Consider the following 14,459-nt stretch of genomic DNA (forward strand, 5'->3'; position numbering starts at 1 on the left):
GCCAACGACAGAGAAAATGTTCCACTACATTTTTCGCCAGGTCCGGATTTCAGGCCAAAAAACCCAATATTTTCAATAGGGGCCTCTCCCAAAACGCCCCTCCACTGTTCAAGTTGGGGATGACGATGGCGGTATTGGGGGTATTCTTGAGCGACGATGGGCCGCTTTCTCCGGAGGTGACCATGGTTCAGTCCTCGCTTTCCGGTTCGGCGTACAGCGGCTCGACCCAGGCGATCCCTCGGTGATTCAGGTCGTAGGCATGGGGCCGCATGTCGTGGGCGGCGCCCCGCATCTTGAGGATGCGGAGGTAGCGGATCAGGTCTCCGGAACGGTATTGGTGGTAGTCCAACTGGATGACGCCGGAGGCGATGTAGCGTTCCTGGGTGCCCAGGAACAGGGGTTGGCGCCGCAAGGTCTGGCCGCGGTCCCTGACCGCCTCGCAGGCCATGACGGAGGTGACGTGGTTTTCCTCCAGCCAGCGGATCAGATTGAAGATGTGCAGGCGGCGGCCTTTGGTTTCCTGGGACGGTACCGCGTTCATGTCGAAGTTGGACAGCAGGGCGGAAAGGGAATCGATGGTGATGATGATTTCCCGCCCCGCGCCGATGCCGACGAACAGTTCGGCCAGCAGGTCCTTCAGCAGGCGGATGCGCTTCAGGGGATCGTCCAGGGGCATGGTCACCAAGTTGAACAAGCGACACGGCCGGCCGCCGGGTGTCGCCATTTTTTCGCCGTGCTCCGCGGCCTTGGCGTCCACGAAGACATCGCTGAACGGAGTCTCGCGGGAGGTATCCGCGTTCAACTGATCGATTCTCTGCGGGGCGCTCTCGTCGTCCTGCCAGTAAAGGCCGAAGAAGTCGTTGTGGCTGGCTTCGAACCCGCCCAAGCTCAGGTTGTACTGTTCCCAGGGCTCGGGCGCGGCCTTTTCGTCGCCGGACTCGTGCAGGCGCGGATAGCGCAGGCGATCTTCCAGGCGCCCGCTGAGAAAGGATGTGGCGTCGATGAAGACGTAGTAGTCTTGCGGCGGGTTCTCCGGGGAACCGGCATTGATTTCACGGAAGTCCATCAGCGTGCTGTTGTTCTCGCAGATGCGGCGGAAGCTGGATTCCAGGGAAACGAAACAGCGAACGGTTCCCTTGGGCTTCCTTTCTTCGGTCCTGGTGGACGAGGAATGCTGCAGGACCATGCGATCGATGGCGGCCAGGGTTCGCTCTTCTTCTGGCCTTTGGTCGGCGAGCAACTTGGAAGAAGCCGCATCGTCTTTGGATTTGCCGACACAAATTCCGTTGCCCGGCCGGAAGTGTCCATAGCGAAAAAGGGAGAGAAGGAAGGTCGTCTTTCCGGTTCCGGGGTCGCCGGCCAAGGCGACCGTGTTGCCGCGCGGAATGCCCATTTCATCCCCCCTTCTTCTGCCCGGAGATCGTCGCCGAACTCTCCGGCTTTCTGACGCGCAGGCCGACGCGGACATCCTCAAGGCGGGCCCCCGCCTTGGGGAGGTAAAGATAGCGGCAGGAATAGTCGGGGACGAATCCGGGCCATGGCCGGCTTTCTCCCTGGCTCAAGGCCCCCACCTCGGCTTTCGCCTTCTCGGCCGCCGCTGCATCCTCGGTCCCGCCCTCTTTGGCTTTTTTGACGTTCTGCGGCCAATAACTGAAGGCGTAGTCGGATATGGACTTCTCTACCAATGGAAAACGTTCGACCTCGTAATAGATTTCGGACTTTTCTGGGTGTTCTGCGATTTCCGGTGGTTCGGCGTCGAAACGGATGATGCCGTCGAAGAAGGTTTCGGCGTAGCGGACCTCGTCGTCGCGGAACACCCCTTCGTTCAGGACGGCGAACAGCACGCCGGGACGGTCCAGAAGGGCCCCTTCCGGGCAGTCCCACTGGCGCCAGACGGCTCGTTCGATCAGGGTGCGGACCACCTGCATGGCGTCCCGGAAACCCAGGGCGCGCGCCAGGTTGGATATGGAATTGATGACGAGGCAATTGGCCTCCCCGAAGGTGTCGCCGATCATGCTCTTCAGTTCGCGGGTTTCGGCATTCGCGCCGTCCCGCTTTGCCCCCAAGGCCAGGATGGGAACCTTGTGGGTCGGTTCCGTGACCGCCAAGGCGCTGAACCGCTGGAGAAGGCGCATGGGATTGCCCGACCCCACCAAGCTGCTGCCGTTGTACAAGGCGGTACCGTCCCGGACCACCCATACGGGGTCGGAATCGCGCCCGAAAGTTCCCAGGGTATCCACGGCGAACGTTACAGGGAACCGTATGTTTCCGCCGCCTTCCGCCAATAGATCCGCCATGGAGTTTCCGAAAAGATCGTCGGACATTCCATAGAACTCGGATCGTGAATCGATGGTGGTGTCGGCGATGTTTCCCATGGCATCGTCGATGGAAAAGTAAAGCACGTTGAGCTTGGAGCGGTCATCGGGCGGCGTAAAGGCCATGCGCGTTCCGAGTAATGTCTGCGCTTCACCGGCCAGTCGGTTGAGGGTCCCCAGGGTGGTGGTGCTGGAATGGAACATCAACTCCGCCAGCCAGGGATAGATTTCGGCAAGCCCAACCTCGGGCGAGAGCTTGATGAGATATGAAAAATAGCAAGGCAAGTATGGAATCCCGGTTTCGTCCGGACCCTTTCCGAAACAAATATATCTTTCCGCGTCGCTTTTTGACGGCGTATGCGAGTCGTTTATCGTCATGGCGCCACTCCCACGGGCATGATCGCCCTCAGTGGTAACATGTATTGAATAAAAGTCAACGCTTGGATTCTTTGTAAATCGTGCTATGCGATTAACGGTTCTGTCGTTTCCTTCGTTGCGGACAAGTGCGGGTATGTGGCCGAAAGCCTATCTGGTGCAGTACTACCGACAGGTGCGGGGGGAAAACGATTTCCTCCTGGACGCCATTGCCGCCGGCTACGTCCTTTGGGGGCGGCATGGTGGCAAACTGCTCGAAGTCGGGGGCGGGCCTACCATCTACCAGCTTGTTCCGGCATGCGGATGGGTGGACAGGATCGTCTTCACCGATCTGCTGCCCGAGAATTTGGCCGCTGTGGAGGCTTGGCGGGCGGACGAGGCCGGTGCCCACGACTGGTCCTCCTTCTTCCGCCATGTCCACGGTCCGGATGCCGACAGCAAGGCGGCCTGGCTGCGCTCGGCCTTGGCGGTCCAGCCCCCGGCCGACGCCCGGGAAATCGCTGCCGGACGGGTCTTTCCGCCCGCTTCCTTCGCGGCGATCTCCAGTTTCTTCTGCCTGGAAACCCTGGCGGCGGATGCCGCCGATCTGGCGGGCCTACTGGGGGGATTGGGGGCGCTGCTCGGGGAAGGGGGCGCCATGATCCTCGGGGTCATGCGCAACTGCCGCTCCTATCGCATCGGGTCCGCCTGGGTGAACTCCATTCCTTTGAACGAAACGGATATCGAAGCGGTGCTGGCGCGGGCGGGAATGGGAGTCCGGTTCTTGCGCACCCTCCCCTGTCCCGGAGAAGACGGCTACGACGGCTTGATGGTGGTGTTGGCCGAAAGGATGCGGATCAGACCCACCCCGCCTGATGGACGATCACCGCCAGGCTGTTGTTGACCGCGTGGGCGGCGATGGCGGGCCAGAGGGAGCCGCTTCGCTCGCGCACCCAGGCCAGCACGACGCCCAGCACCGCGGCGCGCAGAGCCAGGTCCGGCTGCAGGTGGCAGAGGCCGAACAGCAGCGCGCTGCCGACGATCGCCAGCGCCGCCCCGTAACGGCCGCGCAGCCAGGGATAGAGGATGCCGCGGAAGGCCATCTCCTCGGCCGCCGGCACCAACAGGCCGGCCGCCAGCACCATGGCGGCAAAGCCCGCAAGGCCGATCTCGCCCGCCGGGGCCAGGGCGCCGGAGGTGACTTCGGCCGCCGCTTCCGCCCCTTCGCCCTGCAACCAGGCGGTGACGGCCGACACGCCGAACAGAAGAACCGGGGCCGCGCCCAGCCATATCCCGCGACAGGATACCAGGCCCAGCCGGCGCCAGCTTCCGGCCGTCGCCAGGGCGCCGCCGCCGATCAGCAGGCCGGACAGGCCGAGCAGGAGCGCGCTGCTCAGAACCGGTGCCTGGGGGCCCAGGGCATCCAGAAAATCGCGCCCCGTCCAGACCTCGAACAGCAGCCAGGACGCCAGGAAGGGCAGGGCGATGCCCGCCGCCACGGCCGCCAGCGCCAGCAGGCCCTCGCGGCCGGAAAAGGGACGGTCAGGGGCGGGGGCCATACAACATCCGGGCCCGCTTCTCGAAGGCCTGCACCATGCGCCGGGTCGCCTCGCCGAAGACCGGCCCGACGGCCAGTTCCAGCAGCCGGGAACGGAACTGGAAATCGACCTCGAAATCGATGGTGCAGCGGCCCTCGCCATCCGCCTCGAAATCCCAGCGGTTCTTCAGGTACTTGAAGGGGCCCTGCTCGTACTTCACGTCGATGCGGGCCGGCCGTTGCAGGCTCACCCGGGTGGTGAAGGTCTCGCGCAGGGCCTTGAAGCCGATGGTCATGTCGGCCACCAGTTCCGTCCCGCCGCCCAAGCGGCCGCGGATGCGCAAGGCTTCGCACCAGGGCAGGAAGTCGGGGTAGCGTTCCACGTCCGCCACCAGGTCGAACATCTGTTCGGAACCGTAGGGCAGGCGGCGGCGTTCGGCATGACGCGGCATGGTTCAGCTTCGGGCCCGGCGCGCTTCCCGCAGGGCGGCGAAGTCGCGATCCGCATGGTAGGAGGACCGGGTCAGGGGCGAGGCGGCCACCAGCAGGAAGCCCTTCGCCAGGCCGGCGGTCCGCAGGTCCTCGAATTCCGCCGGCTCCACGTAGCGGGCGACGGCCGCATGCTTGGGCGTCGGCTGCAGGTACTGGCCGATGGTGAGGAAGTCCACCCCGGCGGCGCGCAGATCGTCCATGACCTGCAGCACCTCGCCCTTTTCCTCGCCCAGGCCGACCATGATGCCCGACTTGGTGAAGGTCCGCGAGTCCAGTTCCTTGGCCCGCTGCAACAGGCGCAGGGAAACGAAATAGCGGGCCCCCGGCCGGATGGCCGGATAGAGCCGGGGCACGGTTTCCAGGTTGTGGTTGAACACGTCCGGTCCGGCGGCGATGACGGTTTCCAGGGCACCCGGCTTGTCGCGGAAGTCGGGGGTCAGGACCTCGATGGTGGTGGCGGGCGCGACGGCGCGGACGGCGGCGATGGACCGGGCGAACTGGCCCGCCCCGCCGTCTTCCAGGTCGTCGCGGTCGACGGACGTGACCACCACGTGCTTCAGGCCCATTCCGGCTACCGTGGCGGCCAAGTTTTCCGGCTCCAGCGGATCGGGGGGCAGGGGCTTGCCGGTGGCCACGTTGCAGAAGGCGCAGCCGCGCGTGCAGACGTCGCCCAGGATCATCACCGTGGCATGGCGGCGCGACCAGCATTCGCCGATGTTGGGGCAGGCCGCTTCCTCGCAAACCGTGTGCAGGTGGCGGTCGCGCAGCAGCTGGCGCACCTCGCCGTATTCCTTCGATGTCGGCGCCTTGACCCGGATCCAGGCCGGCTTGCGCGGACTCGGGTGGTCGGGCTTGCCGGCCTTCTCGGGATGGCGGGGGGTGCCGATATCGGTCATGCCGTCCTACTGGCAGGTGGCGGCGGCGGAATAGGACTGGGCGCCCGGCCAGGTCGGCTCGACGCGGATCTGCACCGCGCGCCCGGCCGACAGCACCGGATCGACGGTCACCGACTGTCCGGCCGGAAGCACGAGGTCGCGCTGGATCACCGGTACCCGGTCGCCCGCGACGCTGACGATGACATGGGCGGGCGCCGGCCAGGCGGCGCCGGGATTGCCGACGCGGAAGACCGCGGTCATGCCCTGGCAGCTCCAGTTGAGGGTCACGCCGGTAAGGCCTTGGGCTTCGGCGGAAACGGCGATCAGGGAAAGGATCGCGGCGGCGAGGATCGGGCTGCGCATGGACGTCACTCCCGGAAAAGGCAATCACCGGAGGCCCCGGAAGGGTCCGGGGCCTCCGCTTGGCGATGCCGAGCTTCTATTATGGGCCTTCCCCGGCTGCCATGCCAGCCGGGAAACTACTTGGCCGGCGCCGGCGCCGGTTCCGCGGGCTTGGCGGGGGCGGCGGGATTGACGGCCGGCTTCTCGGCGTCGGGCTTGGCCGGTTGGGTCTGGCCCTGTTGGAGGGTCTGGACGCCGGAGCCCAAGGTGACGGGGGCCGGAATGGTTCCGTAGTTCTGGGCGAGGGCCGGCAACGCCATCAGGCCGGCGGCAAGGACGGCAAGAGCTGCGACAATTCTGCGGTTCATGGTCAACGGCCTCCGAAAGGTCTGCTGAGGTTGGGACGAACGAAGGAATCTCTCCCTCCATTCCAGGTGGGAGTATGCATCATGATATGGGCATAATCATGGCAATCCGCTAGCCGGAGAAAGGGGAACGGGCGGACTCCACGGGGGTAGGGAGACGGGGTGCCGAAATGCCGACGGGCCTGGTCAGGTATCTGGATTGTCTCTTTGGCTGAACAGTCAGGCCCTTGATAGGTAGGAAGTGCTTTTGGCGTGGCCGGCGGCATCGGATGTGCTAGCCTGCCCATAACCGAGGCCGTCAGCGATTGGGGGAGACGATGCCGGTACTTGTCGTGGTGGTGCTATCGGCCTTCGGTGTGTTGGCCTTGATGGCGGGTGCGGCGAAACTGGCGGACCGCAAGAAGGATGGGCCGGCCGCCAGGGATGCCCGGAAGTCCGCGAGGATGGCTGAGGCACAGGCGGAACTCTACGCCGCCGTTTCCGCCAAGACCGCCGCGGAGACCCGTGTCCAAGAACTGTCCGCCGACATTGCCGATCTCACCCGGACCAAGAATGCCCTGGACGAAAGCATCGCCGCTCTCTTGGCGCGGCAGCGCGAGATCCAGTCCGAAATCGCCGAGTCGGATCGGGACATCGACGAACGGCACAGGGAAAAGATGGCGGAAATGGACGCGTCCGTCGCCGCGCAGAAGGAACTGGCTCTGACGAAGATCATGGCGTGGACGGAAACGGAGAAGTCCCGGCTTCAGGAACGGTTCGAGAGTAGCTATCAGGCCGAGGCCACCGCCCTGAGGCGCCAGTTGATCGAGAAGGTCACAGCTGAGTTCGACGGCATCCGCGATTACTTCTCGGCCTTCGCCTCGGAGCGCAAGCTCATGGCCGAGAACGAGATCAAGGACTTCCTGGCGGAGAAGCGTTCGACCATTCTGTCCAGCCTCGAGTAGACGGGAGGCGGAGATGATGATCGCTCGCGTCGTCCGGAGCCTTGCCTTGCTTGTCTGTGTCGTCGTTGGGGAGGCCCGACCGGGTTCGGCCCAGGTGCCGCCGGACATCATCATTCTGTTCGATCAATCGGGGTCGGTCGGGAGGCATGATCCGAAGCTCGCTTCCAAGGCGTGGCTTCTGACCTTCCTGAAAACCTTCGATAATCCGTATAGGGTCGAAATCGTCGGGTTCGACGAAGCCCTGTACCGTCACCTCGCGGTTAGCCGCGATTCCGGCACCGATATCGATGCGGTGAACCGAGCCATCGACGGCATCGAAACGGCCGGTCGGGCGACGGACCTGGAGATGCCGTTCCGGTATCTCCGGAATAATGCGGGTCCCTCCACCAAACTGGCCGTTATCATATCCGACGGCGAACCGGAGATTTGGGATGCCAAGCTGGGCTACCTCAGCAAGGAGGTTCTGGGGGACTCCCGCTATGACGATCTGAACCGGCAGTATCGGCAGATGATGGATGCCGGGGTGTCAAAGCGGCAGCGATACGAAAAGCTCGGGGCTCTCTATCACGCCCGCAATATCGAACTTATCGAAGGCCAGATGCCAGGCATCTCCAGGCTGATCGGGGACAGGCTGATCGTTTGGGATCTGTCGGGAACGTCCTACTACCTGAAAACCTGGGCCAAGGTCGCCGGGGCCCAATACCTGCCGATGCGGGTTGCGGCACAGGAGAACCCGGTCGAGCAGTTGCAGAAGGCCATGGGCACCCTGCAAAGGCATTCCAGCGCCATCGTCAAGGAAGCCCTGCCTGACGACCATGAACACCGAGCCGCTGCCGCCCTGACCGCCATTCCCGAGATCGCGGCGAAGGTGCAGCCCAAGGATCAACCTGCAACGAAGCCGCTCCTTCCTCCCGTGGCGACGAAAGCTCCAGAACCGGCCCCATCGCAACCCGTGGCTCCGCCGGCATCGAAAGATCCATTCCCATTCTGGCTGATGGTGCCGTTGCTGCTGGGGGGGGCCGCCGGGGCTTATGTTTTCTTCCGTTCGCGGTCATCCGTTTCTTTCTCCGCCAAGGCCGAATCCACGATGCCGTTGGACGTGGCCTCGCATTATATCGATGCCAAGGTCAGAAACGCCCTTGATGATGCGGAGATATTGCGGCGCAAACTGCTCGTCGACGAAAGCGGCGCGGTCGATGTCGAGCGGCGTTTCTCGCTGCGGGTTAGGGTTCCTCCCGGAGCCATGGTGGTCCAGTGGGTTGGCGCGGATGGCCAGAATCGGGAGACCCCCGCCATCGACATCTCCATGCATGGGGTGAAATTCGAGACGCATGGAGTCGGGGTGGAAACTCTTGCCAGAATCATCTGTCCGCAGATGGAGGTGGTTCTGGCGGTGAAGAAGTTCCAGGAAATCCGCCGCGACGGAAGCCGTGTCGTCGCATTGCTGGTCGAGTTCGAGGATAATCTCGATGACTGGATGCGGTGGGTGGAGATCATCACCCGGATCGATATCATCGCCGCCGAGCTTCCTTCCGGGCAGCCAAGCTTCGGCAGCCAGGACCCGATCCCGCATGCCTGATACCAACCGGCCAATGACTTGACCGATTGGTATCCTTATTCTTGGCCCTCGCCGGGCGCTCGCTCCGCTCGCTTGGCCGCGGCCTCAATGGCCGCTCGATGCCGGCCAACGAGTCAGATCGAGCGGTGGCCGGTATGATTGCGGGACATGGGCGGGCGCAGTTCACTTTGCCAGCTCCTCACGGAGGGTTTCCAGCTCCAGCCAGCGTTCCTCCGCCGCCGTCAACTCGGCGCGGGCGGCATCCAGGCGGGTGGCGGCGGCCTCGAAGGCGGCGCGGTCGCGGGCAAACAGTCCGGGATCGGCGAGACGGGTTTCCAGCCGGGCGATCTCGGTAGCCAGGGCGTCGAGACGGGCGGGCAACAGGTCAAGCTCGCGGGCATCCTTGTAGCCGAGCCTGCTCGCCGCCTTGGGCCGCGCCGGTGCCGCCGGGCGGGGGGCTTCGCGCCGGACCGGTGCGGGTTCTTGGCCGGGCCGTAGCTTCAGGTAGTCGGAATAGCCGCCGGCATATTCGCCCAGGTCGCCATTCCCTTCGACGGCGATGACGCTGGTGACCAGGCGGTCGAGGAAGTCGCGGTCGTGGCTGACCACCAGCAGGGTGCCCTCGTACTCGGCCAGGACCTCTTCCAGGAGGTCGAGGGTGTCCATGTCCAGGTCGTTGGTCGGCTCGTCCAGGATCAGCAGGTTGGACGGCTTGGCCAGGAGCTTGGCCAGCAGCAAGCGGTTGCGCTCGCCGCCCGACAGGGCCTTGACCGGGGTGCGCGCCTGGGCCTCGGAAAACAGGAAGTCCTTCATGTAGCCGACCACGTGCTGGGGTTTGCCGCGCACCCAGATGCTATCGCCGCGTCCGTCGGTCAGGGTGTCCCAGACGTTGCGCTCGGGGTCGAGGCGGTCGCGGCGCTGGTCGAAATAGGCGGGCTCCAGGTTGGTGCCCAGGCGCAGGGTGCCGGAATCGGGGGCGATGTCTCCGGTCAGCAGGCGCAGCAGCGTGGTCTTGCCGGCCCCGTTGGGCCCGATCAGGCCGATGCGGTCGCCGCGCATCACCCGGGTCGAAAACCGGTCGACCACCACCTTGTCGCCGAAACGCTTGCCGATGGCATCGGCTTCGATCACCAGGCGTCCGGACGACTCGCCGGCATCGGCCGCCAGCTTGGCGATGCGGCCGGACTCGGTCCGGGCCCGGAGCGTCAGGGCGCGCTCCTTGCGCAGTCCCTGCAAGGCGCGCAGCCGGCCCATGTTGCGCTTGCGCCTCGCGGTGACGCCGCGGGCCAGCCAGTGCATCTCCTGGCGCAGTTTGGTGTTCATGCGCGCCAACTCCGCTTCCTCGGCGAGGTAGGTTTCCTCCTGCCAGGCGGGAAAGGCGGCGAAGCCCTGTTCGGAACGGCGCACCAAGCCGCGCTCCAGCCACAGGGTCTGACGCGATACCGTTTCCAGGAAGCGGCGGTCATGGCTGATGGTCACCAGGGCGCCGGGAAAGGCGTCCAAGGTCTGTTCCAGCCACAGGATGGTCGGCAGGTCCAGGTGGTTGGTGGGTTCGTCCAGCAACAGGACGTCGGGTTCGCTCACCAGGGCCCGGGCCAGTGCCGCCCGCCGGCCCTCGCCGCCCGACAACAGCGCGGGCTCGCGGGCGCCGTCCAGCTTGAGGGCTTCCAGGACCGCATCGATCCGGTAATGCTGGTCGCGTTCGGCCTCGGGCAGGCCGGCGGCGACGTAGGCGGCGACACTGGGCCCGAGCAGGGCCGGGTCCTGCGGCAGGGTGGCGATGCGGGTGCCGGGCTGGACGAAGCGTTCCCCGGAATCGGGTTGGACTTCGCCGGCCAAGACCTTGAGCAAGGTCGACTTGCCGGAACCGTTGCGGCCGACCAGACAGGTCTTGTCGCCGCGACCTACCCAGGTCGTGACGCCCTCGAACAGGGGAGAGCCGCCGAAGGTGAGGCGGACGTCGCGCAGGGCGAGCAGCGGAGGCGAAGCCATGGCCTCACCTACACCGGGGCCCGCTCCGGTTCAAGCGGACTCGTCGCCCCGCTCGTTGGCGCGGGTGACCTGGGGTATTTTCCCTGCCCGACGGCAGCCTGTGCAACCCCGAGACCCGCGTTCCGATTGACAACCCCATCGTCCGCTCGCGGCCCGAGCCTTCCGCTAGCCGCGTCCTCCGCCTGACGCTGCTGGCCCCCGACATCGTCGAGGCGATTCTCGGCGGGCGGCAGCCCGAGAAGCTGACCCTGCGGGCGTTGCTGGAGCCGTTCCCGATTGGGTGGGATGAGCAGCGGCGGGTTTTGCTGGGCGACAGGTGTGCCTGCTGTTAACCCAAGGCAGGCCTTCGTCACCGCCTTGCGCCCGGGGGCCGCCCGAACACAGCGCTCGAAAGCGGCCATTTGGAGCGGACGGCGAATTAAGTGGACTGGCACCGTAATCCCCTTGGCCTTGCCCCAGCGGTGGCCGTCCTTGCCGTCGGCACGGCCGTAGCGCGGACCGCACAGCCGGACCGCGTCCTCCTCCATCAGGCAGGCCAAGGTGGCAATGTCTGCCGTCAGGCAGAAGCGTTTGAAGCTGGCACGGACATCTTGCAGAGCATCTTCGACGATTGCCGCTGGGACAACCGTGGATGGTATGGTAGATTTCTTCATGGCGTCATATCGAACTTCGGATAACCTGATGAAGACTCCTTCGTGGCATATTCCCTGACTGGAATCAGTGAAAGTTCGGCCGTTGAAGATCGACATTGAGGAAATTTGCAAAGCTAGCGGCAATAAGCTTGCTGACAAAGGTCTAGCCAAGTTACTCGCCGATGGGGATCTCGCCCAAGTTGCAGCTAAATGGCTTGAAGAAGATCTGGGGCTGTCTTCTCCTGTCGCAAATCTATTCATTCGAGCTTTGGCCCAATTGGCGACCCATGTTGCAAAAAATGGCGGGGCTGCGGCTGGTTCAAAAATAGCGGGCGCGGTTGGCGCTGTCATCGGAAAATGGATTGTAAAAATACCTAGTTATTCAAGGCTCAATGACGCAGTTGACGCGCTCAGTGCCCGGTTAAGTAACAAGGCGGCAGCTCAGCGGGAATTCAGCGATATTTTGTCAGGAAAACGACTGGCGAGAGACGCGGCCTTTGGAAAGTATCTAGCTTCGGATTTGTGCGCGCACCTCACGTCGTTGAGATCATTGGAAGAACTGCATCTGAAATTGGACGATGTTTTTGCGGCATTGAGGCCACAACCAGTTCTAAATTTGCGAACTCTCCCCGATGATGGAAGCGGGCTCCGGCGGTTCTTTTTTGGGACGCAGAAAATTCCATTTATTGGTCGAAATAAAGAACTCTCTGAGCTTGAAGACTTCTTGTCTATGGATGGGTATTTTTCATGGTGGTTGTGGCATGGCCAAGGTGGGCAAGGTAAGAGCAGACTTGCTCTGGAGTTGTGCTTGCGCCACGCGTATGACTGGCGTGTCGGGTTCCTTTCCTTTGGGCAGGAGGATGACTTTGATTTTTCACGGTGGGAACCGGATCAGCCGACGTTGATCGTCTGTGATTATGTGGAGATGCATGCCAAGAAGGTCGGGGAGGTAGCGCTTCGTCTTTATGAACGTGGTCAGCAGTTGGCGGTTCCAGTCAGGCTGCTGCTTCTCGCTCGCGATGATGAAAAGCGTTGGTTTAACGAATTTTGGCCCCCACGCGGAGATGGGTTGGCGATCGGCGCTGCCCAATTTGCGCCACCTCGCTATCTTGACGAAATGGACGATGATGAAATATGGGCAATTTTTGAATTCTTTATAGACCGTGAAAAATTGCCCAATCGCAGGGCTACGTTGGCGGCATTTCGGCGTATAGACCCCAAGAAGAGGCCGCTGTTTGCTGCTTTGATGGCCGACTCATTGGCATCTGGGCGCGACCCCCGCAAATGGGGGCCTTATGAACTGTTGCGCTTCATATTGTCCCGCGAGAAAGACGTTATTTGGCGAGCTGGCCAAGTAACAGATGAAGATCAATATATGCTTTGCGTCTCTACACTTTGTGGTGGCGTATCGGTCGAGGTTGCTAAGAATGATCAATTTGCGAAATCGTTTATAACGCGCGGTATTTCTGATAGGTATCGGGTGATGTGTGGTAGGTCGGTAGGAGACGAGGGCATATTCAATCCACTTGAGCCAGATATTATTGGCGAACTGTATTGCCTCGATTTGCTGTATGAACTTGACAGAGATTTTCACGGAGAAGTGGTCGACGGTTTGGTTCAAACTGCGTGGCGTTTAAGTGACGGCGGATTTGCAGGAACTCTAATACGAATGCTTGATGATTTTAGGCATCATCCGCAGATTCCAAGAATACTCGCAATTCAACCGGATGAGCGTGAGCGCTTGGTAAAGCAAGCGGTGGTGGCGGGAATCGCCGCTGCGACATATATATCTGACGACGACGAGCAGCATGCGGTGGGGCTGTCGCTTTTGGATAAGCTAAGGGAGATTGCTAACGGCGATGGACATGAATTGCAACTACCGTTAGCTACTTCGCTTTGCCTATCTGCAATCAAACTCATCGAAGATGGGAAGATAGATGATGCCTGGAATATTTACGAGTCATTTTCTGGCCTAGTTCATGCGCATCCTGATAATGACAAAATAAGAGAATATTTCTGCTTTGTCTCAGTAAATATCTCAATAGCTCTTGCTGATGCTCTTGATATCGGCCGCATCATGGAGGTTTACAACGGGATTGAATGTATGCATGAAGCTTTTCCGGACGCGCCCGGTGTGGCGGAGGCCTTGATTCGCGTTGCATCCCCGCTTCTTTGCTTGCTTGAGGTGCAGGGGGAGCATGAGCTTTTTCTATCCATATATGAGAAAATTCGCTTGGTTGTAATGAAAAATTTGTTGCATGACGAGGTGGTGCAGAGATTTGTTAATACAAATTTCAAGCTGATTAGTCGTTATGAAAAAAAAGGGGAGGCGGAAAAAGCCATGCAATACTATGGAGAAATGATACGACTGTGGGATTTGTCACCATTCGACGCTGAGATGGCTATCGATATTTATTTGTCAGCATATTTTGTGGTTAATCTGCTAGTGAGTTCTGGTCGGATCGATATGGCGTGTCAAACATTGGGCACGTTGCCGGAGATTGTCCCCGGACAAGCTGAGGGCGCTACGCTGCGTTCATTTAAATCAAAGTCGATAGCAACGGTTGTATATAAGTATTGCGACCTGGGTCTTGAGGTGAGTGCGAGTGAATATCTGAAGAAGATTGCAATAATGGCTGATGAAAATAGCGGAGAACCGGAGTTAAAAAGGGTGCATAAGGCGGTGCTTAAGACGGTAAGGAAGACGTTCCACCAGCCAAAAGGACGCTAATTTTAGTCCGTTGCCGGAGGTGATGACGCATTCAGGGATATGCGATGACCCTTTCCCAACGGACTCTTAGGTTCCGGTGACAGGTTCCGGCTACGCTGCACTTAATTCAGGCTGCACTTAATTCTAAGCTCTGCTTTACCACCCCGTCTCCCAAACCCGCCCGTCTCCTCCCGGCCCATAGCGGTCTTTCCGCAGACGCGTCAAACCCAACTTGAACAGTGCCCGAGAAAAAGCTGTTCTGTAACAGACTGTTACGGAGTGGCACGGGTTTGTTAGCACTACATTCCGGGGTGGCGGGGTTTCAGGTGGGGGTTTCGTGGTG

The 14,459-nt window shown here is 61.7% G+C and carries 12 protein-coding genes and 1 pseudogene; 4 read left to right on the forward strand and 9 right to left on the reverse strand.

Annotated features, from left to right (window positions below):
- Positions 1–187: 187 nt before the first annotated feature.
- Both H7841_15520 and H7841_15525 read right to left on the reverse strand, forming a co-directional pair.
- Positions 188–1,393 (reverse strand): hypothetical protein, encoded by a 1,206-nt coding sequence (locus tag H7841_15520; GenBank protein MEO5338281.1) that lies wholly within the window; start codon positions 1,391–1,393, stop codon positions 188–190.
- A gap of 1 nt (position 1,394) precedes the next feature.
- Positions 1,395–2,600 carry a hypothetical protein gene (locus H7841_15525; protein ID MEO5338282.1) on the reverse strand — a complete coding sequence of 402 codons (1,206 nt, stop codon included), beginning with the start codon at positions 2,598–2,600 and terminating at the stop codon, positions 1,395–1,397.
- Between the two features lie 226 nt (positions 2,601–2,826).
- On the opposite strand from H7841_15525, the gene H7841_15530 reads away from it, so the two are divergent.
- On the forward strand, positions 2,827–3,573 hold the full coding sequence (locus H7841_15530) for an NNMT/PNMT/TEMT family class I SAM-dependent methyltransferase (protein MEO5338283.1): 747 nt from the start codon (positions 2,827–2,829) through the stop codon (positions 3,571–3,573).
- Here the strand turns inward: H7841_15530 and H7841_15535 are convergent.
- The 5 genes from H7841_15535 to H7841_15555 all read right to left on the reverse strand — a co-directional run bounded on the left by H7841_15535 (position 3,527) and on the right by H7841_15555 (position 6,283).
- A complete protein-coding gene (locus tag H7841_15535) occupies positions 3,527–4,228 on the reverse strand; it encodes a CPBP family intramembrane metalloprotease (GenBank protein MEO5338284.1) in 702 nt (233 codons plus the stop codon). The genes H7841_15530 and H7841_15535 overlap by 47 nt on opposite strands.
- Positions 4,212–4,658, reverse strand: coding sequence for a type II toxin-antitoxin system RatA family toxin (locus H7841_15540; GenBank protein MEO5338285.1), 447 nt, complete (start codon positions 4,656–4,658; stop codon positions 4,212–4,214). Before H7841_15540 ends, H7841_15535 begins: the two co-directional genes overlap by 17 nt.
- Before the next feature lie 3 nt (positions 4,659–4,661).
- Complete coding sequence (lipA, locus tag H7841_15545) at positions 4,662–5,594, reverse strand: lipoyl synthase (GenBank protein MEO5338286.1); 933 nt, start codon at positions 5,592–5,594, stop codon at positions 4,662–4,664.
- A gap of 6 nt (positions 5,595–5,600) precedes the next feature.
- A complete protein-coding gene (locus tag H7841_15550; GenBank protein ID MEO5338287.1) occupies positions 5,601–5,936 on the reverse strand; it encodes a hypothetical protein in 336 nt (111 codons plus the stop codon).
- 116 nt (positions 5,937–6,052) lie between these two features.
- Complete coding sequence (locus H7841_15555) at positions 6,053–6,283, reverse strand: hypothetical protein (GenBank protein MEO5338288.1); 231 nt, start codon at positions 6,281–6,283, stop codon at positions 6,053–6,055.
- A 314-nt stretch (positions 6,284–6,597) separates the two neighbouring features.
- Between H7841_15555 and H7841_15560 the strand changes: the two genes are divergently transcribed.
- The gene (locus tag H7841_15560) at positions 6,598–7,224 is read left to right on the forward strand and encodes a hypothetical protein (GenBank protein ID MEO5338289.1); all 627 of its coding nucleotides are present in this window, start codon (positions 6,598–6,600) and stop codon (positions 7,222–7,224) included.
- A 13-nt stretch (positions 7,225–7,237) separates the two neighbouring features.
- Positions 7,238–8,803, forward strand: coding sequence for a VWA domain-containing protein (locus H7841_15565; GenBank protein MEO5338290.1), 1,566 nt, complete (start codon positions 7,238–7,240; stop codon positions 8,801–8,803).
- A 162-nt stretch (positions 8,804–8,965) separates the two neighbouring features.
- On the opposite strand, the gene H7841_15570 is transcribed toward H7841_15565, so the two are convergent.
- Positions 8,966–10,774: an ATP-binding cassette domain-containing protein gene (locus tag H7841_15570; GenBank protein ID MEO5338291.1), complete on the reverse strand. Its 1,809-nt coding sequence runs from the start codon at positions 10,772–10,774 to the stop codon at positions 8,966–8,968.
- A gap of 440 nt (positions 10,775–11,214) precedes the next feature.
- Positions 11,215–11,427, reverse strand: a pseudogene (locus H7841_15575) (IS256 family transposase).
- A gap of 82 nt (positions 11,428–11,509) precedes the next feature.
- On the opposite strand from H7841_15575, the gene H7841_15580 reads away from it, so the two are divergent.
- On the forward strand, positions 11,510–14,137 hold the full coding sequence (locus tag H7841_15580) for a hypothetical protein (GenBank protein MEO5338292.1): 2,628 nt from the start codon (positions 11,510–11,512) through the stop codon (positions 14,135–14,137).
- Positions 14,138–14,459: the final 322 nt, after the last annotated feature.

The sequence above is a fragment of the Magnetospirillum sp. WYHS-4 genome (genome assembly GCA_039908345.1).
Classification (GTDB): Bacteria; Pseudomonadota; Alphaproteobacteria; order Rhodospirillales; family GLO-3; genus JAMOBD01.